This window comes from Burkholderia sp. MSMB2157WGS (assembly GCF_001532755.1).
In the GTDB taxonomy this organism is placed as follows: Bacteria; Pseudomonadota; Gammaproteobacteria; order Burkholderiales; family Burkholderiaceae; genus Burkholderia.
Genome location: NZ_LPJG01000017.1, coordinates 1 through 22,563, shown reverse-complemented (window position 1 = coordinate 22,563; position 22,563 = coordinate 1). Strand labels below are relative to the sequence as shown.

The 22,563-nt window shown below is 64.8% G+C and carries 20 protein-coding genes and 2 pseudogenes; 11 read left to right on the top strand and 11 right to left on the bottom strand.

Annotated features, from left to right (window positions below; translation table 11 throughout):
• Positions 1–29: 29 nt before the first annotated feature.
• Positions 30–584, bottom strand: a complete 555-nt coding sequence (locus WT53_RS11125) for an NADPH-dependent FMN reductase (protein WP_034205815.1) — start codon at positions 582–584, stop codon at positions 30–32.
• A gap of 378 nt (positions 585–962) precedes the next feature.
• On the opposite strand from WT53_RS11125, the gene WT53_RS11120 reads away from it, so the two are divergent.
• Both WT53_RS11120 and WT53_RS11115 read left to right on the top strand, forming a co-directional pair.
• A complete protein-coding gene (locus WT53_RS11120; RefSeq protein ID WP_034205814.1) occupies positions 963–1,562 on the top strand; it encodes an RNA polymerase factor sigma-70 in 600 nt (199 codons plus the stop codon).
• A complete protein-coding gene (locus WT53_RS11115; protein WP_034205813.1) occupies positions 1,540–1,755 on the top strand; it encodes a zf-HC2 domain-containing protein in 216 nt (71 codons plus the stop codon). Before WT53_RS11120 ends, WT53_RS11115 begins: the two co-directional genes overlap by 23 nt.
• A 136-nt stretch (positions 1,756–1,891) precedes the next feature.
• Here the strand turns inward: WT53_RS11115 and arsC are convergent, their stop codons facing one another.
• Positions 1,892–2,248: an arsenate reductase (glutaredoxin) gene (gene arsC / locus WT53_RS11110; RefSeq protein ID WP_034206293.1), complete on the bottom strand. Its 357-nt coding sequence runs from the start codon at positions 2,246–2,248 to the stop codon at positions 1,892–1,894.
• 984 nt (positions 2,249–3,232) lie between these two features.
• Between arsC and parA the strand changes: the two genes are divergently transcribed.
• Positions 3,233–3,895, top strand: a complete 663-nt coding sequence (gene parA / locus WT53_RS11100) for a ParA family partition ATPase (protein ID WP_006480195.1) — start codon at positions 3,233–3,235, stop codon at positions 3,893–3,895.
• Between the two features lie 23 nt (positions 3,896–3,918).
• Positions 3,919–4,980 (top strand): ParB/RepB/Spo0J family partition protein, encoded by a 1,062-nt coding sequence (locus WT53_RS11095; RefSeq protein WP_060259760.1) that lies wholly within the window; start codon positions 3,919–3,921, stop codon positions 4,978–4,980.
• Positions 4,981–5,071: 91 nt separating this feature from the next.
• On the opposite strand, the gene WT53_RS11090 is transcribed toward WT53_RS11095, so the two are convergent.
• Entirely contained in the window at positions 5,072–6,439 is a 1,368-nt protein-coding gene (locus WT53_RS11090; RefSeq protein ID WP_034205810.1) for a replication initiation protein, read from the bottom strand.
• Between the two features lie 1,819 nt (positions 6,440–8,258).
• Here WT53_RS11090 and WT53_RS11080 point away from each other — a divergent pair.
• Positions 8,259–9,437 (top strand): annotated as a pseudogene (locus tag WT53_RS11080) (DNA-binding protein); the annotation flags it as partial.
• A 138-nt stretch (positions 9,438–9,575) separates the two neighbouring features.
• Here the strand turns inward: WT53_RS11080 and WT53_RS11075 are convergent.
• The 3 genes from WT53_RS11075 to WT53_RS11065 all read right to left on the bottom strand — a co-directional run bounded on the left by WT53_RS11075 (position 9,576) and on the right by WT53_RS11065 (position 11,828).
• Positions 9,576–10,595, bottom strand: coding sequence for a tyrosine-type recombinase/integrase (locus WT53_RS11075; protein ID WP_034205809.1), 1,020 nt, complete (start codon positions 10,593–10,595; stop codon positions 9,576–9,578).
• Between the two features lie 102 nt (positions 10,596–10,697).
• The gene (locus tag WT53_RS11070) at positions 10,698–11,075 is read right to left on the bottom strand and encodes a DUF2471 family protein (RefSeq protein WP_034205808.1); all 378 of its coding nucleotides are present in this window, start codon (positions 11,073–11,075) and stop codon (positions 10,698–10,700) included.
• Positions 11,076–11,216: 141 nt separating this feature from the next.
• The gene (locus WT53_RS11065; protein ID WP_034205807.1) at positions 11,217–11,828 is read right to left on the bottom strand and encodes a helix-turn-helix domain-containing protein; all 612 of its coding nucleotides are present in this window, start codon (positions 11,826–11,828) and stop codon (positions 11,217–11,219) included.
• A 158-nt stretch (positions 11,829–11,986) separates the two neighbouring features.
• Between WT53_RS11065 and WT53_RS11060 the strand changes: the two genes are divergently transcribed.
• The 4 genes from WT53_RS11060 to WT53_RS11045 all read left to right on the top strand — a co-directional run bounded on the left by WT53_RS11060 (position 11,987) and on the right by WT53_RS11045 (position 15,929).
• Positions 11,987–13,186, top strand: a complete 1,200-nt coding sequence (locus tag WT53_RS11060; RefSeq protein ID WP_034205806.1) for a glycine C-acetyltransferase — start codon at positions 11,987–11,989, stop codon at positions 13,184–13,186.
• 13 nt (positions 13,187–13,199) lie between these two features.
• Positions 13,200–14,228, top strand: a complete 1,029-nt coding sequence (gene tdh / locus WT53_RS11055) for an L-threonine 3-dehydrogenase (protein ID WP_034205805.1) — start codon at positions 13,200–13,202, stop codon at positions 14,226–14,228.
• Positions 14,229–14,780: 552 nt separating this feature from the next.
• On the top strand, positions 14,781–15,386 hold the full coding sequence (locus tag WT53_RS11050) for a TetR/AcrR family transcriptional regulator (protein WP_034205804.1): 606 nt from the start codon (positions 14,781–14,783) through the stop codon (positions 15,384–15,386).
• 63 nt (positions 15,387–15,449) lie between these two features.
• Positions 15,450–15,929 carry a nuclear transport factor 2 family protein gene (locus WT53_RS11045; protein ID WP_034205803.1) on the top strand — a complete coding sequence of 160 codons (480 nt, stop codon included), beginning with the start codon at positions 15,450–15,452 and terminating at the stop codon, positions 15,927–15,929.
• Between the two features lie 468 nt (positions 15,930–16,397).
• Here WT53_RS11045 and WT53_RS11040 read toward each other — a convergent pair whose 3' ends face one another.
• On the bottom strand, positions 16,398–17,483 hold the full coding sequence (locus WT53_RS11040) for a tartrate dehydrogenase (RefSeq protein WP_034205802.1): 1,086 nt from the start codon (positions 17,481–17,483) through the stop codon (positions 16,398–16,400).
• A gap of 115 nt (positions 17,484–17,598) precedes the next feature.
• Between WT53_RS11040 and WT53_RS11035 the strand changes: the two genes are divergently transcribed.
• Complete coding sequence (locus tag WT53_RS11035; protein ID WP_034205801.1) at positions 17,599–18,522, top strand: LysR substrate-binding domain-containing protein; 924 nt, start codon at positions 17,599–17,601, stop codon at positions 18,520–18,522.
• Between the two features lie 65 nt (positions 18,523–18,587).
• Here WT53_RS11035 and argC read toward each other — a convergent pair whose 3' ends face one another.
• A complete protein-coding gene (argC, locus tag WT53_RS11030) occupies positions 18,588–19,529 on the bottom strand; it encodes an N-acetyl-gamma-glutamyl-phosphate reductase (RefSeq protein ID WP_034205800.1) in 942 nt (313 codons plus the stop codon).
• A gap of 121 nt (positions 19,530–19,650) precedes the next feature.
• Between argC and WT53_RS11025 the strand changes: the two genes are divergently transcribed.
• The gene (locus tag WT53_RS11025; RefSeq protein WP_034205799.1) at positions 19,651–20,535 is read left to right on the top strand and encodes a LysR family transcriptional regulator; all 885 of its coding nucleotides are present in this window, start codon (positions 19,651–19,653) and stop codon (positions 20,533–20,535) included.
• 42 nt (positions 20,536–20,577) lie between these two features.
• Here WT53_RS11025 and WT53_RS11020 read toward each other — a convergent pair whose 3' ends face one another.
• The 3 genes and pseudogenes from WT53_RS11020 to WT53_RS33460 form a co-directional block, all read right to left on the bottom strand.
• A complete protein-coding gene (locus tag WT53_RS11020) occupies positions 20,578–21,042 on the bottom strand; it encodes a hypothetical protein (RefSeq protein WP_060259753.1) in 465 nt (154 codons plus the stop codon).
• Between the two features lie 60 nt (positions 21,043–21,102).
• The gene (locus tag WT53_RS11015) at positions 21,103–22,320 is read right to left on the bottom strand and encodes a patatin-like phospholipase family protein (RefSeq protein ID WP_034205797.1); all 1,218 of its coding nucleotides are present in this window, start codon (positions 22,318–22,320) and stop codon (positions 21,103–21,105) included.
• Positions 22,321–22,446: 126 nt separating this feature from the next.
• Positions 22,447–22,563 (bottom strand): annotated as a pseudogene (locus WT53_RS33460) (3-hydroxybutyrate dehydrogenase); the annotation flags it as partial.

The following is a 22,563-nucleotide window of genomic DNA, read 5'->3' as shown; positions in this document are numbered from 1 at the left end:
GAACGGGCGCGTCGATCGGCCCGCCGACGTCAGGCCGATTTCAGCAGGCGCACCCAGCCCGCATAGCGATCGACGAAGGCCTGCAGGAACTTGCGGGTGTCCTCGCTGACGATCTGCCCCTGGTCGTCGATGCGCGCCGGATCGTGCTTGATGAACATCTCGGGCTGACCGAGCGTCTTCACGTCGAGGTACGCGAGCACGTTGCGCAGGTGCTGCTGCGCGAGCGCGGTACCGACTGCGCCCGGCGACGTGCCGAGCACCGCGCCCGGCTTGCCCGACCACGAGTTGGAACCCCACGGGCGCGAGCCCCAGTCGAGCGCATTCTTCAGCACGCCCGGAATCGACCGGTTGTACTCGGGCGTGACGAACAGCAGCGCGTCGGCGGCTTCGATCGATTGCTTGAAGCGTTTCGCGACTTCGGGGAAATCCGCGTCGTAGTCCTGGCTGTACAGCGGCAGCTCGCCGATCTCGACGAACTCGAACGAAAAATCGGCGGGGGCGAGCGAGATCACGGCGTGCGCGAGCGCGCGGTTCGTCGAAGCGCTGCGCAGGCTGCCGACGACGACCGCAATACGATAGGACATGGCATTCTCCTTCCGGTGAGTGAGGAATCGGATCGATTGCTTCCGAACGGGCGACAAAGGTCTGTTTATAGGCAAGCCAGCCCGCGAGCCGTCCCACGGGGCCGTCCGGCCGACTTTCCACAAGGTTTTCCACAGAAATTGTGGATAACTCGACCGTTATGTTCCGACGTTACAGATTGCCGCCGCGCGGCGATGTCGACGCGCGCGACAACGCGCGACACGGTTCGGCAAGCATAGCGCAGCGCGGCGGCCGGTTTCGTGAATTCGTGACGGAACATTGCGTTGCAGGCCGGCACCGCGCCCAGTAAGCTGCTCGCACCGCGACGCGCCCGCTGCGCGACACTCGCGCGATTCGCTTCGAGACACTGCCAACCAGACATGCCGTCCGCATACGACGACCCCACCTATCTCGCGCAACTGCGGCGCGACCTGCTGCGCTTCGCGCGACTCCAGCTCCGCGATGCCGACGCAGCCGAAGACGCCGTGCAGGAAGCGCTGGCCGCCGCGTGGTCGCATGCCGGCGATTTCGCCGGGCTGTCGGCGCACAAGACCTGGGTATTCGGCATCCTGCGCAACAAGCTGATCGACGTGCTGCGCGCACGGCAGCGGATGGTGAGCCTGAGCGCGCTCGATGCGGAGCTCGACGGCGAATCCGTACTCGATCGCGAACTGTTCAAGGAGAACGGACACTGGGCCGCGCATGCGAAACCGCGACCGTGGCCGAAACCCGAAACGCTATTGCAGCAACAGCAGTTCTGGACGCTGTTCCAGGTCTGCCTCGACCATCTGCCCGAGCAGATCGGACGCGTGTTCATGATGCGCGAATTCCTCGACGTCGAGATCGCGGACATCTGCAGCGAGTTGACGTTGACGACGAATCACTGCAGCGTGCTGCTGTACCGGGCGCGTACGCGCCTGCGAACCTGCCTGAGCGAAAAAGGAATGACGACCGAAGATGCTGCCGGGGAAATGTACTGACGTGACACGACTGCTGTCGGATGCGCTCGACCGGCATCTGACGCTGCACGAGCGCCTGCAGGTGCGCGTGCATTTGCCGACCTGCAGCGGATGCCGCGCCTATCGCGGACAGATCGCGCTGTTGCGGACGGCCGCGAAAGCGGCGGCGGGGCAAGGCCCGGACGATGACGATGGGTCGCCCGGTGGAGCGTAGGCGCCGCGGTGTCGACGTAGCGTTCCGGCGGCGGCGAGCAGATTGCCCGGCGATCGCGTCGGCCTGGACTGCCGTTGCGTGTGCCGGGTTGGACCCGGCCACGTTGGCGCAATAAGAAAAATACGCCGGGCAAGAATTATTCGAACAGCGCTTTCACCGACTCGGGCGGGCGACCGATGGCCGCCTTGCCTCGGTACACGACGATCGGGCGTTGCAGCAAAATCGGATGAGCGACGATCGCCGCGTAGGCTTCGGCGTCGGTCAAATCTGCGCGGGCCAGATTCAATGTCTGGTACGGCTCCTCGCCGTCGCGCAGCATGTCGCGAACCGGACGGCCGAGCTGCCGATGCAGCGTTTCCAGTTCCTCGACCGTCGGCGGCGTCTTCAAGTACTCGACGACGTTCAGCGGCGCGCCGGCGGTATTCAGCGACTCGACCAACGTCAGCGTCTCGCGGGACTTCGAGCATCGGGGGTTGTGGTAGATCGTGATCATCATTCAAGCCTGGATGGTGGAGCCCTGTATTGTAGCCAGTCTGCATCGGGCGCTCGGTGGGGTGGTTCGACCGAGATCGGGGTGGCTTTCCTTTCGACAGGTCGCTGAGACGGTTCGGTTTGGCGATGCGCGATGATCGGGAGAGGGACGTGCGTCAGGTCCGGGAAGACGCCTCAAAGAGTGGTTCTGTTTATGCGCATAAAGTCGGGGCGGCGTGCTTCGCGGACGAGGAATCGCGGTTAGCCCAGCCAATGCTTCGTGGGCGCTGCCTGTTCGGAAGGCATGCATGATGGTGAGCAAGGCGGTTGGTTTATGCGCATAAAGCCCGTGATCGTCGAGCGAGATACTGGCGTGACGCTAGGTCGGGTCGGGACACATGTCGAAGCGATACAGCACCCGGCAATCGCTGTATCGATAGGCCGGCCTGCCACGGCATCGTCGCGCGACTGATCCGAGCGAGGTTTCCGTGTGCGGGCACTTCGTCGCGCGCACCCGTTGCGTCTGGTTTATGCGCATAAACACTGCGGCCCGACCGGACGTTGCCTCGATGCGTGTCATTCCTCTCAACCACACCCCTTGTGGACACGCATCGCACTCGGGCTCGCAGGTCACTCCTCTCCCTTGCGAATGTCGGGTGCTCCCGCGACGGCGTTACTCGCCTCGGCCCTCCGGCGACTTTATGCGCACAAACTCCCGGCTTGCAGGTAACGCCGCTCGTCCAGCGAAAGGGCAGCGCACCGAGGCATCTTCGCGACGAGCGGCGCTCCGACACAATAGTCGCGAGGGTCAACATCGAGCGGTCTGCCTTCGGCATCCGCCTCGTCGTCGCCAGCACAACACTCAACCGCGCCACCCATCGCCATCATCTCGTTTATGCGCATAAACCGATAGCCCGAATGGCCAACGCGTAGTTGTTGAACGACAATTTCATTGAAATTCAAATATCGTCCTGTAGAATTCCAACGACCCAAACAGGAGTGAAAATTGGCCGCGGAAATCATTGCAGTCACTCAACAAAAAGGCGGCGTCGGCAAAAGCACGATTGCCATGCATCTCGGCGCCGCGTTCCATGAAAAGGGGAAGCGCGTCCTCGTCATCGACGCAGACCGCCAAAACACGCTGGTTCACTGGTCGAGCGCATCCGGCGACAGCGACAACGGCATCCCGTTTCCGGTCGTCAATCTTGCCGAAGCCGACGGCCAGATCCATCGCGAGATCAAGAAGTTCATCAACGACTACGACATCATCGTCGTGGACTGCCCGCCGTCGATCACCGAGAAAGTCTCCGGCGTCGTCCTGCTGGCCGCATCGATTGCCGTGATCCCAACATCGTCGTCGCCGGCCGATTACTGGTCGAGCGTCGGGCTGGTCAAGCTGATTCAGCAGGCGCAGGTGATGAACGAAGACCTCCGCGCGGTCTTCCTGCTGAACAAGACCGAAGAGAAGCGCATGCTGACCCGCGAGCTCAAGCGTGCACTCGAGGAACTCGGCTTCCCGCTGCTGAAGACGCAGATTCCGACTCGGGAAGCGTACAAGCAGGCGATGGCGCTCGGTCAGACCGTCCTGCAGATGAACGATCGCGGCGGCAAGCTGGCCGCCGCCGAAATTCGCGCATGTGCCGACGAAATCGTCGCCATGCTGCCCTGACTTTATGCGCATAAAGGAGTCACATGAAACCTTCCCAATTTGCCAAAGGATTCCAAGCGCGCCCGGATATCACGACGAGCGAAAAGCGCACGGCGCTTGATCGGCTCAATGCGATCGATGGCATCGTCAAGTCCGAGACGCCCGCCGCCGCGCCAACCAAATCCACGAAGAAAGACATCGCACCGCCGCCTGCTCCGGAATTCACGATCGATCCGTCGATCGACGAATCGCAGCAATATCGCGCGTGGCGCCTCGAGAATCGCTATGCGCCGGGGCAGGTGATCGAGCTCCCGCTGAAGGCGATCAAGCACAGCCCGTTCAACCCGCGTCACTTCTACCTGAAGTCGTCGATTGCCGAACTCGCGGTCAACCTCGCGAAGCAGGGGCAGCAGCAGGCGATCCACGTGATCCCCGATTACGACAATCCGGGCACGTATTTCGTGAGCGACGGCGGCCGTCGCGTGCGGGCGCTGAAGGAGGCGAACAAGGAGTCGGTCAAGGCGATCGTGATCGACGTGCCGATCGGCATCCAGAGCTACAAGCTCGGCTACGATCTCAACGTTCAGCGCGATTCGCAGACGGTGTTCGACAACGCCGTCGTGTGGCGACGCTTCCTCGACGAAAAGCATTTCCAGAGCCAGAAAGAACTCTCCGAGCATCTGGGTCTCGACGAGTCGACGGTGGCCGTCGCGCTGTCGATCGGCAAGTTGCCGGAAGCGATCATGCAGGAAATGGTCGCGCGCCCCGATCGCTTCGGGTCGAACATGGCCTATCAGGTCGGCCGCTATCACAATGCGCGCGGCACAGAGGCGACGCTGCGGCTGATCAACAAGATCGTGTCGGACGATCTCAGCACGCGCCAGGTGTCGGACATCGTCAAGGGCCGCGTCGCGGCGCAGGAGACGCCGAAGGCCGCGGGCCGTCAGCGCTATGCGCAGCGTCTCGAGATCAAGCTCGGCGGCAAGTCGGTCGGCGACCTGAAGTCGTATGGCGAAGACCGCATCGAACTGCGCCTGCGCGGCCTCCCGAAAGACAAGCGTGACGCGATCCTCGAGCAGCTCGAGCGGATGCTGTTGTCGGAGTGATGGAAGCGGCCGGCAGGGCCCGATGAGGACGCCGGCCCCACCCAGGCACGGTTAGGACCGGCGGCGGCCCGTCAACGGGCCTGAGCGGGCCTCAAGCGGCCCGCGACTGGTTCAGCGTGAACGACAGCAGATCGCCATCCGTCGGCTCGCCCCAGGTCTTCTGCGCCAGCCAGTCGAAAAAGGCCGTCTCGGCCAGCTTGGAATCGAGGCCGCGCTTGCGCCAGTCGTCGCGCAGATGCGAGCCCATCGTCGGCAATGCCTCCGACTCGAACGACTCGCGCGCCACTTCACGCTCCGCGTCACCCTGCTCTTCGTACAGCACCTTCGCTTCCTTGCGACGGAACGCCGCGAACTCGCTCAGCAGGCGGGCCTTCAGATCGTCCGGTTGCGCCGCCGCGACCTTCGCGGACGGCATGCCGGCCGGCAGCGCGTCGACCGACTCGACCGGCGGCGCATACCCCTTCTTCAGCGCATCCTTGAACAGCGCCGGCGCGCTGCGCACCGGCGGCAGCGTCGTGCTGCGCATCCGCTGCTCGGTCATCTGCAGTGCGGCGCGAATCCGGTTTTCCTCGCTGTCCGCATAGAGCGTCTGCGCTTCCTTCAGCGGAATCCCGAGCTTCACCATCCGGTCGACCAGCGTGCTGTCGAACACGTTCGGGTGTTCGTCGAGCGCGAGCATCGGCTGCTTGCGCTCGGTCACGCGGAACTGGATCTCGGCAACCCGGCGCCCTTCGCGATGCTCGATCAGCTCGACGAAGATGTTGGTGACCGCGTTGACTTCCGCGATCGCGGGCCGCAGGTAGTCGCGCTTGAAGTACTTGTACTCGCGCTTCGCTTCGTCGCCGGCTTCCGTGTCGGGCGTGCCCGACAGGATCGGCCGCCACCATTCCCACGGCTCGCGCATCGTCAGGTGGCTCGGGTTCGTCAGGTAGCGCACGCAGATCTCGTACAGCGCGAGACCGGCGCTGCTGCGCAGCTGGCTCTGGAACTGCAGGCTCAGGCGCGCATACTGGACCGGGTCGAGCAGTTTCTTCTTGATCTTCGGTGCGAACGAAAATTCGACCCACACGCGGCGGGTCGTCGGATCCTCGAGAATTTCCGCATCGGCGATCAGCGTGGAGATCCCCCACTTGCGGCCCGGCTTCTGGCTCGAGGTGCCCGTGCTCCATTCGACCTGCACCGACACCATGCGGCGCAGGTGTTCCTTCACCAACGCGGTGTCGTTCGAATCGAAAGCGGAGTTGGCGACGATGTCCGACAGCAGCGCGCGATACGTGTCGCCCGAGTCGTCGGCCTGCTGCGCGACGGCCAGCAGGACATTGAACAGCTTGCGAGTGAGGAGCGTGATCTTGCCGCTCTTCGGCTGAATGGCGATCGCCTCGACGGCCTTTCGCAATTCGGCTGAACTGGCACTCACCACATCCACATCGGTTTTCTTGGCGCGCTTCGTCGTGGCCATACGTCGGGTCGGAGGAGAAGTTTCCCGGAAGGATAGCGCCTGCGGTGATGTGCGTCCAGAACGACATGCTCACCATAGCCGGTGAAGCGCGCCGGCAAAACGGCGCTCACCCGAACCGCTCCCGAAAAGGCTCACCGGTCCGCCAGTGCGGCGTTCCGGACTCTTCCAGACGTGCCGCGGCATGCGCCGATTCACAGAATTTCACCTGTGCGCGACACGTGCGAAATTGGCTCCCGTATCGGCTCACCTTTCGATTTGTCGTAATTTTGCGACTTCACAGCCGTGAGTCCGACACGGGGTCGCAATTGCACAGCCGTTCCTCGCCTCGCGTCGCACATCGGCCTGTATGCATGTACAGGCACGGCTCCCCGGAAGACCGGTTCGGCTTCGACACGCGCAAAACCGCCGGCGAAACCGGCACGTGCGGCCCGATCGGCGGGCGCTCGGCCAGTCCGGGCGCGCATTGTACAGTGCCGAATCGTGTCCGGTCCCGAAAATGCTCACCTCAGGCACAGTCTGTTGATTCGACCGGATGCCGACGAAGGCCCGACACACGCGGGACTGGCTGCCAACCGCTCCCGAAAACGCTCACCTTTCGGAGAAAATGCGGCACAGCAGCGGGCACGGAAATGGCTCCCGAAAAACCTCACCGTAACCGGCGCGGTATCAAAAATCCCAATCGGTTCCGATACTTATGCATGGAAGGCATTTGGCTGTGCAGCGCAGGGTTCCCCCGAAAAGCCTCACCTTTCGACCAAGATCCTTCATACGACAACCGTATGTCGGCCCCCGAAAAATCTCACCTGTGCCAAAAGGTGGCACAGCAAAAACGGGATTTCTTCCAGTCCTGGCGGGCTTTTCGGCGAATTCGGCCGGTCACGGCTCCCGAAAAGCCTCACCTTTGACCATTTTTTCAGCAAATCCGGCTCCTGAAAAATCTCACCTGTGAGTCGAGTCGCAGCCTGTGGTCCATGCCCCGAAAAAGCTCACCTTAAGGAGATCGGAGCAGGAAAACCCGCATTTCCCTCCCGAAAAACCTCACCTTTGGGGCATCACAGGCTCTGGAGCGCACTTTTGCTGTGCAAAATGGCGTTCGCGTCCCGGAAATCCTCACGGCAAATTCCCGTGGAGTCCCGTGAAACCTCACCTTTCGCCAAATCTGCCCAAAAGATGGGCAGAATCGGGGCGCGAAGCAGGTCCTGCAAATTCTCACCTATGTCTGCACAGGCAGAAAACTGTGCCGACATACGCCGCGCGGGTTTCGTGGCTGTGTGGCCCCGAAAACCCTCACCTATGGGAAAACTCGTGTTTTACTGTGATCCCGAATCCGCTCACGACCTTTCCTGCAACGGCTCACGCAGCCCCCTGAACCCCATCACGTCAGCTCCCGCAGAAGATCACCTTGGCTCCCGTAAAACTTCACCTTGTCGGCCGGAAAGCCTTGCCCCATAAGGCTGTGCCGTGGCGTTAACGTTTTTAACTAAGGGTTCAAGGGTGTTTACTTCTAATACTCTCAAGACATCGGACGACGAGTTTTCCACAGACACCCCAACCCCTGAACACCCACGGGCAACCGGATTCGCCGTCATGTGAAACAAATGCCCAAATTGGGGGCCCGCCGGAAATTGCTTGTAGAACAAGGGTTTGGCCGACTTTCTTCGCTTTGTTTCACGGAATCCCGGGCCTCCTTCGGCAAGATGGGCTCGCAAACCCGATTTCTGTGCAAAGCGACGTAAATTCACAACGGACCCTCGAAACAAGTATCAATAAATACGTATTTCGTTATGATTGCCACATTTCATTGTCTGTGAGTGTGACCATGACCCTGGACGAAATGCGTCAAGTCATTCGGCAAGAACTGGAATCGCTGCGCGCCAGCGGTGCACGGCGCCAGGAATTGTCGCTGCACGCGTGCAAGCGCTTGTTCTTCGATCTTGGTATCCGGCCGTCGGCCGCGAACGTCCGCGATCTCACCCAGACCGGCAGCGCCAGCGATATCCCGAAAGACATCGATCACTTCTGGGAACGCATCCGTTCCGCGTCCAAAATCAGGCTCGACGGCGCGGCGATTCCTAAAGCCGTCGAGGAAAAAGCCGGCGCGTTGCTCGGCGCACTCTACGAAGAGGCATTGAAAGCCGCGCGCGACAGCCTGGATGGAGATCGGGAACAGGTTCGCGCCGACATGGCGGACGCCGAGCAGCGATTGCGGGACGCAACCGTCCGCCAGGAAACGCTCGAGGGAGCGCTCGCGCGCGGTGAAGCGAGAAACGAGCAATTGCAGGCGCGGGTGACCGAACTCGAGGTGCAGCTCGCGTCGCAAACCACCCACGGTTCGGCAAGCGAAGCCACGTTGCTCACCACAGTCGCCCGACTGGAAAAGGAACTGGCCGCGGCTGCCAGCCGGATCGATGCTGAACAGGCACAGAACGCCGCGCTGCGCGACCGCATCGATGCGCTGCAAGCCGAATTGCAGCAGCGCACCGAGCACTACGCGCAACAAATCAAGGATGCGGTGGCCGAAGCCGAACGCCGTGTCAAGCCGATGCTGGTCGAACTGGACTCGTTGCGCAGCATGGCGTCGACCTACCAGAGTGGGTTGCGCGACGTTCAGCGCAAGGAGTTCGATTTCCTGCAGCAATTGAGTTCGGCGAAGGCGCGTGCCGACCGGCTCGAAGAACAGTTGCGCGCCCAGAGCGACGAACTGGACCGCGCAACGCGCGACATGAGCTCGTTGCGTGCGAACCGCGGAATGAATCCGGAAATCGCCGGGTTGCTGCGGCGCCTGGCCGACGCCGGACAACTGGATGCGGATGCGTATGCCGTTATCGGCACCTCGCTGGATCACGAGATTCCGGCGCCGACCCGGTGCCCGCATTGCGATGGCGAGCCGGAACTGTCACATGGCGACGAGGGTTTCGAAGTCACGTGCCCCGAGTGCGAGCACGCGTCGGGCGCATGGCCGTCCCGCTTCGAAGCCGCCGCGCGTTTCGCGCATACCTGGCCCGAAGGCCGGCAACGCTGCACAGGTGAGAGGATCCGGGAAGCCAGCGGTGAGGATTTTCGGGAGCTGTGAAAGGGTGAGGCTGCGCCACGAAAGGCTGCTCACGGATCGATCCGCGTGAGCAGCCGTTTCCGATCAGTGAGTTTCGTCGCGGTCGGACGCATCACCGCTGCTATCGGCCAGCCCGTCGCGCCAGTTTTTCCAGGCGCGATGCAGGCGATTCGACGAGATCGGCCGCATGAAGCCCAGCCATTTGCCGACGCGCTCGGGCGGCACGTCGTGCTCGAACAGTTCGGCCGCGTAGGTGTTGCGCAAGGTTTGCGGACTTGCACGCGCGGTGCGTGACGACGTGAGCCCGGCCGATTCGACGATCGCGTCGATCGCGCGCAGCATCGTCGCCTTGTGCATCGGCCGCCCGGCATGCGATGCGGGGAACACGAGCTCTCCCGGAATCTGCTGGCGTTTGCGTTCGGTGAGCCAGGCTTCGAGCAACGCGATCGCGAACGAGGCCAGATGGGTGTCGCGCGCGTAATCCGGATGCGTCGACTCGATCCGCAGCGACGTCGTGCTCGTATTGATGCAACTAATCGTAAGTGCGCGCGCTTCTCCGGTTTTGATGCCGGCACCGAGAAATGCGGCGACGAGCGCCCGGTCGCGACGTTCCTTCCAGTACGCGGAACCCGATACGCCAATCGGCGAAAACAGATACGCGAGCAACGTCGCGCGCTCCGCCGGCGTGAGGAAACCGGTCGGTTCGTTGTCGCGGGCCTTGCGCCAGTTCGCTTCGCCATCCTGAGCAATGAAGCGGGCCGGGTTGGTCGATGCGTACTCGGTGCGGCGGACATGATCGAGCACACGCTCGATCAGCCGAAGATAGCGCATCCGCTGCGTTTTCTTGATCGGCAACTCGCCGACGAAGTTCGCGATGGTCGGCGTATCGACCGTCGCCAGGTTCTTTTGATGTGCACGCATCCACGCGAGAAACGCGCCCCATTGCGCACGATAGACATCGGCCGACGAGCGGCGATAGTCCTGCATGGCCAGCCACGCGTCGAACGCGGCTTCGGGCGAGACGACCCAGTCGGACGCATCGCGGTCGAACAGATCCTTTTCTTCCGGCGGGGCAGTGGTGTCGGGAGAGGCGGGAAGGGACATGGTATCAATTCCGTTAGTTGCGTATATGGTAACCCTTTCCGCAACGTATCGGGCAGCAAGCGGGTGAGCCGGCCGCGGTGCGCCGCGGCCGGGGCTGGGCCATCAGTCGCCCCACGCCTTGGTTTGGCGGTGAGCGCGCGCGGGACGCGCGGTATCGTGCGTCGTTGCCGCGGCTTCGTACGCGAGAACGGCGAACGAAAAGACCGCGGGCAACGCATTCGAGCGCCCGAAGTCGATCGGATCGTCCGTTTCGGGAAACGTCATGTCCGACGGCCGTTCGAACAGTTGACGCATGCCGGCGTCGTGCCGGCTGGCGAAGCCGAGATCGGCGAGCGCTTCGGCTTCGATCGCGTGCAGCAGGCGCCACGTCAGCGGCACGCGCTGGCGGATGTAGCGCCCGGCGATATGGCGAACGATCAATTCGAGGTCGTGCGCGGCAGCCTTGAAGCTGAGCGCGGCCAAGTCTTGTTCTTCTGTCATTGCAGGCTCCTGTCGACCGGAGCGGGCGCCTCGGTGCGCCCGCTCCGGCCCTTGCATGGCGGAATGTCCGTTTACTGTACAAACATACAGTACTTTCCGCAACTGGCCTGCGATTGGCCTTTTGGCTATCTATACGCGCCGTCAGCGATGTATCACGATCAACAAGGCCCGCGCCTCGGTTTTGCCGGGATTGCGGATCGCATGCGGCTCGTCGGCCGGGTAGCGCGCGGTGTCGCCCGCCTTCAGGCGCCGGCTGGCCGCGGCGGCTTCGATTTCCATCGCGCCCTGCAGCACGGTGAGGTGCTCGCGCGTGCCGGGTTCGTGCGCGTTCGATACCAGTGCGCCGCCGCCCGGCAGCGTCAGTTCGTACCACTCGAACTTGCCGGCGAGGTCGATCGGGCCCCATACGCGCAACTGGTACCGGCCGTCGTGGCCCGCGAGCGTCGGAATGTCGTGCGGGCCGTCCACGCGGATCGTCTCGGGCGCCTTCGGCTGCGAGAACAGTTCGTCGAGCGTGATGCCGAGCGCGTTCGTCAGCCGCCACGCGACGGCGATCGTCGGGTTGGCCTTGTCGCGTTCGATCTCGGAGAGCATCGATTTCGATACGCCGGCTGCGCGCGACAGGTCGTCGAGCGTCAGCTTGCGCTCGTTGCGCAGCCGCTGGATCTGCTCGCCCACGCGCGGCGGGGTCGCGGCCGGCGGCTGCGGGGCGGCGTCGGCGCGCGTGCGCCGCGATCCGGAGGAACTTGCCATTTGGATTCCGTTCGCTTAGAGTTGTTCGATATTTCGAATTCTAGTTCGGAATATCGGATAAATGCGGTCAACCGAACGACCGACTATAACAGTAGCAGGCCGCAGCGCCGCCACGAGCCGTGCGCTGCGGAATGCGAATCCCTGTCAGGAGCTTTGCGATGCGTGATGCCTTTCTCGCCCAGGTGCGCGGGACGCTCGACCAGATCCGCGCGGACGGTTTTTACAAGACCGAGCGCGAGATCGCGAGTCCCCAGGCGGCAGCCGTGCGGCTCGCCGGCGGCGCCGGCGTGCTCAATTTCTGCGCGAACAACTATCTGGGTCTGGCGAACGATCCGCGCCTGATCGATGCGGCGAAAGCCGGCCTCGACCAGGACGGCTTCGGCATGGCATCGGTGCGCTTCATCTGCGGCACGCAAACCGTCCACAAGCAACTGGAAAGCGCGCTGGCCGCGTTTCTCGGCACCGAGGACAGCATCCTCTATTCGAGCTGCTTCGACGCGAACGGCGGGCTGTTCGAGACGCTGCTCGACGAGAACGACGCCGTGATCAGCGACGAGCTGAATCACGCGAGCATCATCGACGGCATTCGCCTGTGCAAGGCGAAGCGTCTGCGCTACAAGAACAACGATCTTTCCGACCTCGAGGCGAAGCTCAAGGAAGCCGACGCCGCGGGCGCGCGCCACAAGCTGATCGCGACCGACGGCGTGTTCTCGATGGACGGCATCATCGCCGATCTCAAAGGCATCTGCGATCTCGCCGATCGCTACGGCGCGCTCGTGATGGTCGACGATTCGCACGCGGTCGGCTTCATCGGCACGCACGGCCGCGGCACGCCCGAGCACTGCGGCGTCGAAGGCCGCGTCGACATCGTCACGGGCACGCTCGGCAAGGCGCTCGGCGGTGCCTCGGGCGGCTATGTCGCCGCGCGTCGCGAGGTGATCGAGCTGCTGCGCCAGCGCTCGCGTCCCTATCTGTTCTCGAACACGCTCACGCCGAGCATCGCCGCGGCGTCGCTGAAGGTGCTGGAGCTGCTCGGCAGCGACGAGGGCGCGACGCTGCGCGAGCGCGTGCGCGAGAACGGCGCGCGGTTCCGCAAGCAGATGACCGAAGCCGGCTTCACGCTCGTGCCCGGCGCGCATCCGATCATCCCGGTGATGCTCGGCGACGCCCAGCTCGCGACGAACATGGCCGACAAGCTGCTCGGCGAGGGCGTCTACGTGATCGGCTTCTCGTTCCCCGTCGTGCCGCGCGGCCGCGCGCGCATCCGCACGCAGATGAGCGCCGCGCATACGCCCGCACAGATCGACCAGGCGGTTGCCGCGTTCGTGCGCGTCGGCCAGTCGCTCGGCATCGTCTGACGGAGGCGCGACCATGAAAGCACTGGCAAAGCTCGAACGTGGCCCCGGCCTCACGCTCACGCGCGTGAAGCGCCCCGAAGTCGGCCACAACGACGTGTTGATCAAGATTCGCCGCACGGCGATCTGCGGCACCGATATCCATATCTGGAAGTGGGACGACTGGGCGCAGAAGACGATTCCGGTGCCGATGCACGTCGGCCACGAATACGTCGGCGAGATCGTCGAGATGGGGCAGGAAGTGCGCGGTTTCGCGATCGGCGATCGCGTGTCCGGCGAAGGCCACATCACGTGCGGTTTTTGCCGCAACTGTCGCGCCGGGCGCCGGCATCTGTGCCGCAACACGGTGGGCGTCGGCGTGAACCGCGAAGGCGCGTTCGCCGAATACCTGGCGATTCCGGCGTTCAACGCGTTCAAGATTCCGCCGGAGATCTCCGACGATCTCGCGTCGATCTTCGATCCGTTCGGCAACGCGACGCATACGGCGCTGTCGTTCAATCTGGTCGGCGAAGACGTGCTGATCACCGGCGCGGGCCCGATCGGCATCATGGCCGTCGCGATCGCGAAGCACGTCGGCGCGCGCAACGTCGTCATCACCGACATCAACGACTATCGGCTTTCGCTCGCGCGCAAGATGGGCGCGACGCGCGCGGTCAACGTCGCGCGCGAGTCGCTGCGCGACGTCATGGCCGACCTGCACATGACCGAAGGCTTCGACGTCGGTCTCGAGATGTCCGGCGTGCCGAGCGCGTTCACGAGCCTGCTCGAGGCGATGAATCACGGCGGCAAGGTGGCGCTGCTCGGCATCCCGCCCGCACAGACGGCGATCGACTGGAATCAGGTGATCTTCAAGGGGCTCGAGATCAAGGGCATCTACGGCCGCGAAATGTTCGAGACCTGGTACAAGATGGTCGCGATGCTGCAGAGCGGCCTCGACCTGTCGCCGATCATCACGCATCGCTTCGCGGCCGAAGACTACGAGCAAGGCTTCGCCGCGATGCTGTCCGGCGAAAGCGGCAAGGTGATTCTCGACTGGACGGTCTGAGCCGCGTGTCGAGACGGGGCAGCGCGGCGCATTCGCCGCCTGCCCCGTGTTCGTTCGTACGCGCACCGTCGAACCTCGGAAGCGCGATTCGACGCTTGAGGTGAGAATATTCGGGAGCCGTGTCTGCGCGCCGAATCGCCAGACGATCCCACGTCGGTGACGGGTAATGGCACGTTCGCTTCACCTGTCGACACGCGCGCCGCTTCTTTCCGTCACGCCATTCGGCGCCCGTTTCTCCTCTTCCGCACCCTCCCCCGCTTCGCTTGGCGTGCGAGCGCTCGCATGCCACCGTGTGCGATATCGTGCCGATCCGGCATATCAACCGTGAGTCGCACGCAGCGTCGCGACTCACTGATGCACGATGCGATCGACATCGGTCGATCTCGATCGGTGCGTAGACCGCTACCTGGTCCGTTCACCCTTCGCTCCGCAGTGTCGGGTCGAAGACTCGACTTGACGCGCCGGCGCGTCGGCCACGATTCGCCCCTCCCACCGGCAGGGCCATTTCATCGGGGTATTGACGACGGAGAACGATCGTTCTACCGTAAACCCATGAACACATCTCCCGACACCTCCGGCGAACCCAGCGTTCGCGACCGGCTGCTCGACGCGGCCGAAGCGCTGATCTATTCGGGCGGCATCCATGCGACCGGCGTCGATGCGATCGTCAAGCGATCCGGTGCGGCACGAAAGAGCTTTTATTCGCATTTCGAATCGAAAGAGGCGCTGGTGGTCGCCGCGCTCGAACGTCGCGACGAGCGCTGGATGCGCTGGTTCGTCGACGCCACGCTGGCGCGCGGCAAGGCGCCGCGCGCGCAGCTGCTCGGCATGTTCGACGTGCTGCGCGACTGGTTCGGGCAGCCCGACTTTCACGGCTGCGCGTTCCTGAATGCGTCAGGCGAGATACCCGACGCCGACGATCCCGTGCGCGTCGTCGCCCGCATGCACAAGGCGCGCCTGCTGGCGTTCGTGCGCGAGCGCTTCGACGCCCTTGCCGACGAAACCGGCATCGAGCGCCGCGGGCTCGCACGCATCGCGCGTCAGTGGCTCGTGTTGATCGACGGCGCGATCGGCGTGGCGCTCGTCAGTGGCGATGCAAACGCCGCGCGCGATGCGCGCGCGACGGCTGAACTGCTGCTCGATACCGTATCGCGGTAGCCGACGCAGCGAATCCACCCGGCTGCGTGCATGCGCAGCCCGAACCCTGAACAGGAGCAACCCATGTCCGCTTCCCCCGAAGTTCGTCCGCCCGTTCCGCCGTTCACGCTCGAAACGGCGCGCCAGAAGGTGCGCGCCGCCGAGGACGCATGGAACACGCGCGACCCGCAACGCGTGTCGCTCGCCTATACGCCGCAAAGCCGCTGGCGCAATCGCGCGGAGTTCGTGACGGGCCGCGACGAGATCGTCGGGCTGCTGCAGCGGAAGTGGACGCGCGAACTCGACTACCGCCTGATCAAGGAGCTGTGGGCGTTCGGCGGCAACCGCATCGCGGTGCGCTTTGCGTACGAGTGGCATGACGATGCGGGCAACTGGTTCCGTTCGTACGGCAACGAGAACTGGGAGTTCGATGAAAACGGCCTGATGGCGCATCGTCACGCGAGCATCAACGATCTGCCGATTCGCGAGGCGGACCGTCTTTATCGCTGGCCGCTCGGCCGTCGTCCGGACGATCATCCGGGACTGTCCGACCTCGGGCTGTGATGCGCGTCTGCGTTCGACGGATCGACGAACGCATCGGCCGGATTCAATGGTGAGGAAATTCGGGAGCCGGCCGCCGAAGGTGAGATTTTTCGGGACGAGGTGAAATGTCGCGTCGAGCTGTGTGCGTTGAACAGATCGACGCGACATCGCACGAGTCAAGCGATGCATGCGTCGGAGTGTTGCGGTGTGCTTCCCTGCACGATGCATCTCACCGATCGCGCCGAAGTGATCGTGCATCGACGATCGGTGTGGGCGAGCGCGCCGTGCAACTCACCGATCGGATCGTCTTTCGACTTTCAAGGAACAACCTCACGAGCCGTGCGCGTTGCGATGTGCCGTTGCTCACCGTTCGATTGTCGCGCCGACGCATCGGTGGCGTCCGCACAAGTGCGTAACCGCATCGCGTGTCGCTCACCGCAGACGGATGCATGAGCGCAGCCCCGCGCGAACGCCGGGCGCGACCCTCACTCACCCCACAATCCGCGCGGCGATCGCCTCGCCCACTTCCTGCGTGCCCGCGTGGCCGCCGAGATCGCGCGTCCGCGGCCCCGTGCGCAGCACGTCCTCGATCGCGGCGACGATCGCATCGTGCGCGTCGCGCTCGCGGCCCGTACCGTTACCGAGGAAGTCGAGCATCATCGCGGCCGACCAGATCATCGCGATCGGGTTCGCGATGTACTGCCCCGCGATGTCGGGCGCCGAACCGTGCACGGGTTCGAACAGCGACGGGAACGTACGGTCGGGGTTCAGGTTCGCCGACGGCGCGATGCCGATCGTGCCCGTACAGGCCGGCCCGAGATCCGACAGGATGTCGCCGAACAGATTCGATGCGACGACGACGTCGAAGCGGTCCGGCTGCAGGACGAACCGCGCACACAGGATGTCGATGTGCTGCTTGTCGACCGCGATCTCCGGATAGCGTTCGGCCATCTCGGCCGCGCGCGCATCCCACCACGGCATGCTGATCGCGATGCCGTTGCTTTTCGTCGCGACGGTGACGCGCTTCGCGCGCCGCTGCGCGAGCTCGAACGCGAATTTCAGCACGCGCTCGGTGCCGTGCCGCGTGAAGATCGACTGCTGCATCACGACTTCGCGCTCGGTGCCTTCGAACATCGTGCCGCCGACCGACGAATATTCGCCCTCGGTGTTCTCCCGCACGATCATGAAATCGATGTCGCCCGCGCGGCGGCCGGCGAGCGGCGACGGTACGCCGTCGAACAGGCGCGCGGGCCGCAGGTTGATGTACTGGTCGAATTCGCGGCGGAATTTCAGCAGCGAGCCCCACAGCGAAATGTGATCGGGCACCGTCGCCGGCCAGCCGACCGCGCCGAACAGGATCGCATCCATGCCCGACAGTTGCGCTTTCCAGTCGTCCGGCATCATCGTGCCGTGCTGCGCGTAGTAGTCGCAGCTCGCCCAGTCGATCTCGACGAAGTCGAAACGCACGCCGAAGCGTGCGGTCACGGCGTCGAGCACGCGCAGGCCCTCGGGCATCACTTCGCGGCCGATGCCGTCGCCGGGGATCACGGCAATCCTGTAAGTCCTGTCGGTCATGCAAATCTCCTTGGCTGTTCGGCCGGCTACCGGGAAGGCAGCGGCCCGTCACGCCATTCTATTTATTTCCATATGGATTAAAATCGCGCAAAAGTTAATCGACTTTCCACGAATCGTGAACAAATCGCCGAACCTCGACGATCTGCGCGTGTTCAGCGTGGTCGTCCGCCTCGCGAGCTTCAGCGCGGCCGCCGAGCAGCTCGCGGTGTCGCCCGCGTACGTCAGCAAGCGCGTCGCGATGCTCGAGGCGCAGCTCGGCACGCGCCTGCTGCATCGCTCGACACGCCGCATGACGGTCACCGAAGCCGGCGAACGCGTGCTCGCGCGCGCCGAAAAGATTCTCGATGACGTCGATCATCTCGTCGAGGACGTGTCGACCACGCGCACGGTGCCGCGCGGCACGCTGCGCATGTCGAGCAGCTTCGGCTTCGGCCGGCACGTCGTCGCGCCGGCGCTGCTCGACTTCAGCGCGCGCTATCCGCAACTGAACGTGCGGCTCGATCTGTTCGACCGGCTCGTCGATGTTGCCGGCGAAGGCTACGACCTCGACGTGCGCATCGGCGACGAGATCGCCGATCATCTGATCGCGCGCCGCCTTGCGGCGAACCATCGCGTGCTGTGTGCGTCGCCCGACTATCTCGCTCGCCGCGGGACGCCGCGCTCGCTCGCGGATCTGGCCTCGCACGACTGTCTCGCGATCAAGGAGCGCGATCATCCGTTCGGCGTATGGCGACTGAACGTGCGCGGCGAAACGGCGACGGTGAAGGTCGGCGGCGCGCTGTCGACGAACCATGGCGAGGTGGCCGTGCAATGGGCGCTGGCCGGGCGCGGCATCGTGCTGCGCTCGATCTGGGAGGCCCGGCCGCTGATCGAGGGCGGCGCATTGTGCCGCGTGCTGCCGGATGCGATCCAGCCCGCGAACATCTGGGCCGTGTATCCGGAACGCGTCGCGGCGTCGGCGAAGGTGCGTGTGTGCGTGGATTTTCTGGTGGAGGCGCTGGCCGGCCTGGATGCCGCCGCGGGTGACGATACGGCCTGAAATCGGCTAAAGGTGAGCTTTTACGGGGGCGTGCGCAGGCACCGTCGACGGTGCCTGCGGGCGCATCACGCCGCGTGTCGCGCGCCGAGCATCAAGTCGAGATTCTGCACGGCGGCGCCGGATGCCCCTTTGCCGAGATTGTCGAACACGGCGGACAGCAGCACCTGGGTGCCGTCTGCGTTGACGAACACGCCGAGCCGCAGATCATTGGTGCCGTTCAACGCTTGCGGATCGAGATGCGTTGCCGCGCGTGCGTCCGCGAGCGGCATCACGTCGACGTGACGCGCATCCGCGTAGTGATGCGCGAGACAGGCATGCAACCGCTCGCCCGTCACCCCGGCCGGCAGCAGGCGCAGCTCGATCGGAATGGTGAGCACGATGCCTTGCCGATAGGCACCGTAGGCCGGCACGAAGAACGGGCGGTGTGCGAGCCCCGCGTGTTGCCGGATCTCGGGCACGTGCTTGTGCTCGAGTGCGAGGCCGTAGACCTGCAGCGGCAACGCGCGTGCGGCGGCGTCGCCCGCTTCGAATGCATCGACGGCGGCCCGCCCGCCGCCCGAATAACCGGACACCGCATGGATGCTCACCGGGTAGTCGCGCGGCAGCAGCCCTGCCTGCAGGAGCGGGCGAAGCAGGCCGATCGCGCCCGTCGGATAGCAGCCCGGATTGGTCACGCGCTTCGCCTGCGCAATGTGTCGCGCCTGTCCGTCGGCCATCTCGGGGAAGCCGTAGACCCATTCGGGTTGCGTGCGGTGAGCTGAACTGGCGTCGATCACGCGTACTGCCGGATTCCGGATGAAGCCGACCGCTTCGCGCGCGGCCGCGTCGGGCAGGCACAGGATCGCGATATCGCACGCGTTGAGTGCGTCGGCGCGCCGCGCGGGGTCCTTGCGTTCGGCGGCGGGAAGCGTGAGCAGCCGCACGTCGGTGCGCTCGCGCAGACGCGCGTGAATCTGCAACCCGGTCGTGCCCTGGTCGCCGTCGATGAAGATGGTGGGGAAGCGCATGATGGTCGTGTTCGTCGCGTTCGGTCGTCGGGGGAAACCGTATCGTCCACCGAACGCCTAGAATAGGAAAAGTTGAATTTGCTGATCGTCCGATTCAGCTTTTCTGAACGAGAGGTGTGTGATGCGCGAGATCAGTCTGGACCGCCTGCGTACGCTGGTCGCGATCGCGGACCAGGGCTCCTTCGTGGCGGCGGCGCAATGGCTTCATCTCGCCCCGCCGACCGTCAGCCTGCATGTCGCCGAGCTGGAAAGCCGCGTCGGCGCGCCGCTGCTGTCGCGTACCCGCGGCAACGTGCGCCCGTCCGTGATCGGCGAAGTGCTGGTGGAGCGGGCGCGGCGTCTGCTGGCCGAAGTCGAATCCACGCTGGACGACGTGCAGCGACAGGTGCAGGGATTGACCGGGCGCGTACGCCTCGGCGCATCGACCGGGGCGATCGCGCATCTGTTGCCGCAGGCGGTGGCCGGATTGCGCGCACAGCATCCGGATATCGACGTACAGATCGCGGTGCTCACGTCGCACGACACGCTGTCGCGGATTGCACAAGGCACGCTCGATGTCGGGTTGGTCGCGCTGCCGCAAGCGCCGGTCGCGGGGCTGACGATCCGCCCGTGGCGCCGCGATCCGGTGATGGCTTTCCTGCCCGCGGACTGGCCGCTTCCGGCCCGGGTGACGCCCGCGTATCTGGCCGCGCGGCCGCTGATTCTCAACGATGCGACGACGCGCCTGTCGCGGCTCACGACCGAATGGTTCGCGCTCGGCGGCCACCGGCCCGAGCCGCGGATCGCGCTCAACTACAACGATGCGATCAAGAGCCTGGTCGCCGCAGGTTACGGCGCGACGCTGCTGCCGCACGAGGCGGGCGCCCCGTTGCCGGATGCGCGCATCGTCATGCGGCCGCTACGCCCGGCGTTGTGGCGCGAGTTGGGGATTGCCCATCGAGCCGGCCCGGTCGAACGGGCGACGCAGCACGTGCTCGATGCGCTGCGGGCGCTCGGCGCGCGATAGCGTGTCGTCGCGCGGCTGGGCCGTGCGGCGCCGCACGCGCGTTCAGAGCCGGTTGTCCTTCGCGAGCACCAGCACGCGCGCCCAGCGCTGCGCATCGCGCTTGTCCATCATCGGCAGCTTCCATTCGCCGCGCACGGCGTCGCGCACGCGCACGACGAGATGCCAGCGGCCGTCGATCGGCGCGGCCTCGCAACCGTCGAGCTGCGACAGCGTATAGCGGCCGTCCGCGCCGTCATGCGACAGCCACAGCAGCCCTTGCGTCGCGGACACGCGCAACTCGCCCCATGCGCGATGCACGATATGCGTCCAGCCTTGTTCCTTCGTGTTCGGTGCGATGTCGCGGCGGCGCTTGAGCCACCATGCGATCAGTGCGATCAGGAGCGCGGCGGCCAGCACGGCGGCCGCGATCGCGACCGGCTGGCCGAACTGCGCGGCGATGACGTGAAACAGGTGAACGGCGCCCCATCCCAGGGCGATGAGCGCGAATAGCGCAATGAAAATCGGCATGTCGAATCGGAAAGGAGGACGGGCCGGCGCATGCGGCGCGCCGGCCCATTGCACGCGGCATTACCGGCGGCGGTGAATGTCGTGCGTGACGAAGCCCGCGTCGTTGACGGGCAGCGCGAGGCCGTCCTTCACCGCGAGCGTCTTGCGGATGTCGTCGAGACCCGCGGACCAGTGGTCGCGCATCGTCGACAGACCGAACTGATAGTCCTTGTAGTGATGCTCGTACGCTTTCTGCTGATAGATCAGATGCTGGATGTTGTACTTCTTCCCGCTCGACATCTCTTCGGCCTCGACGCACCACGGGTCGTTCTTGCGCTGCTCTTCCGGCACCTGGTCGAGCACGTGGCGCAGCACGTTGCGGTAGCGCTGTTCGCGCTGCAGCGTATCGGTGACGAAACGCGTGCGGCTCGAATACTGCACGTCCTTCGTGCGCTCGGCGACGTCGGCCATCGTGCGCGGCAGCGGCCCGCGCGCGCTCCACAGATCGACCTGGAACGCGAGCGTGTCGCGGCGCGGCCGGGCGCGGAGTACTTCCATCAGCGGCGTGTTCGACACGACGCCGCCGTCCCAGTAGTACTCGCCGTCGATCTCGACGGGCGGGAACGCGGGCGGCAACGCACCGGACGCCATGAAATGCTCGGGCGCGAGACGGATGCGCGAGTTGTCGAAGTACACGAAGTTGCCGGTGCCGACGTTGACCGCGCCGACCGACACGCGCGTCTCGCCCGAATTGATCCGGTCGAAGTCGCACAGTTTCAGCAGCGTCGTGCGCAGCGCCGACGTGTCGTACCAGCTGATTTTTTCCGGATGGTCGGACACGCCGGGCAGCGGCGGCGGAAAGCGCGGCACGAAGAAGCCCTGCTGGCCCTGCATCATCGCGCTGGCGGCCTGCGACGCGGTGAAGAACGTGCGGATTTGATCGATGCTGTTGAACAGCGCGAATTCGAACGCGGCCGGAATCGCCGGAAAGAACGCCGGCTGGCAGATCGTTTCCCAGAATTCGCGCAGGCGCTCGACGCGATGCTCGGGCGCGTTGCCGGCGATCAGCGCGGTATTGAGCGCGCCGATCGAGATGCCCGCGATCCAGTCGAGCGGAATGCCTGCTTCATGCAGCCCTTCGAATACGCCGGCCTGATACGCGCCGAGCGCGCCGCCGCCTTGCAGGACGAGCGCGATCGTTTCGTACGGCAGCGACCGCGCAGCGGCCGGCGCACCGGCTTCGTGGTGCAGGTCCGCCGCATCGACGGCCTGCTTTTCTGTACGCGCGTGCGGTTTCATCAGTTGCTCCGAGAAATCCCGCCGTGGACGGCGGTGATGGAGGGCGTGGCGTCGATCGACGACGGCACGTCATCGCAGGAATGACGGCGGCGCGGAAAAGCGCCTGCCGTCGGGGAAGCGCCGGCGTTACTGCATGAACCAGCCGTGGCTGACGATGAACGACTGGCCCGTGAGCGCGGCGCTCGGGAATGCCGACAGGAACAGCACCGTCTGCGCGACGTCCTGCACCGTCGTGAACACGCC

Coding starts and splice junctions, on each gene's coding strand:
- WT53_RS11025 (WP_034205799.1), top strand. CDS start 19,651: ATGCGCGAGATCAGTCTGGACCGCCTGCGTACGCTGGTCGCGATCGCG.
- WT53_RS11090 (WP_034205810.1), bottom strand. CDS start 6,439: ATGGCCACGACGAAGCGCGCCAAGAAAACCGATGTGGATGTGGTGAGT.
- WT53_RS11065 (WP_034205807.1), bottom strand. CDS start 11,828: ATGGCAAGTTCCTCCGGATCGCGGCGCACGCGCGCCGACGCCGCCCCG.
- WT53_RS11120 (WP_034205814.1), top strand. CDS start 963: ATGCCGTCCGCATACGACGACCCCACCTATCTCGCGCAACTGCGGCGC.
- arsC (WP_034206293.1), bottom strand. CDS start 2,248: ATGATCACGATCTACCACAACCCCCGATGCTCGAAGTCCCGCGAGACG.
- WT53_RS11115 (WP_034205813.1), top strand. CDS start 1,540: ATGCTGCCGGGGAAATGTACTGACGTGACACGACTGCTGTCGGATGCG.
- WT53_RS11015 (WP_034205797.1), bottom strand. CDS start 22,320: ATGAAACCGCACGCGCGTACAGAAAAGCAGGCCGTCGATGCGGCGGAC.
- WT53_RS11020 (WP_060259753.1), bottom strand. CDS start 21,042: ATGCCGATTTTCATTGCGCTATTCGCGCTCATCGCCCTGGGATGGGGC.
- tdh (WP_034205805.1), top strand. CDS start 13,200: ATGAAAGCACTGGCAAAGCTCGAACGTGGCCCCGGCCTCACGCTCACG.
- WT53_RS11050 (WP_034205804.1), top strand. CDS start 14,781: ATGAACACATCTCCCGACACCTCCGGCGAACCCAGCGTTCGCGACCGG.
- WT53_RS11060 (WP_034205806.1), top strand. CDS start 11,987: ATGCGTGATGCCTTTCTCGCCCAGGTGCGCGGGACGCTCGACCAGATC.
- WT53_RS11045 (WP_034205803.1), top strand. CDS start 15,450: ATGTCCGCTTCCCCCGAAGTTCGTCCGCCCGTTCCGCCGTTCACGCTC.
- argC (WP_034205800.1), bottom strand. CDS start 19,529: ATGCGCTTCCCCACCATCTTCATCGACGGCGACCAGGGCACGACCGGG.
- WT53_RS11095 (WP_060259760.1), top strand. CDS start 3,919: ATGAAACCTTCCCAATTTGCCAAAGGATTCCAAGCGCGCCCGGATATC.
- WT53_RS11040 (WP_034205802.1), bottom strand. CDS start 17,483: ATGACCGACAGGACTTACAGGATTGCCGTGATCCCCGGCGACGGCATC.
- WT53_RS11070 (WP_034205808.1), bottom strand. CDS start 11,075: ATGACAGAAGAACAAGACTTGGCCGCGCTCAGCTTCAAGGCTGCCGCG.
- WT53_RS11075 (WP_034205809.1), bottom strand. CDS start 10,595: ATGTCCCTTCCCGCCTCTCCCGACACCACTGCCCCGCCGGAAGAAAAG.
- WT53_RS11125 (WP_034205815.1), bottom strand. CDS start 584: ATGTCCTATCGTATTGCGGTCGTCGTCGGCAGCCTGCGCAGCGCTTCG.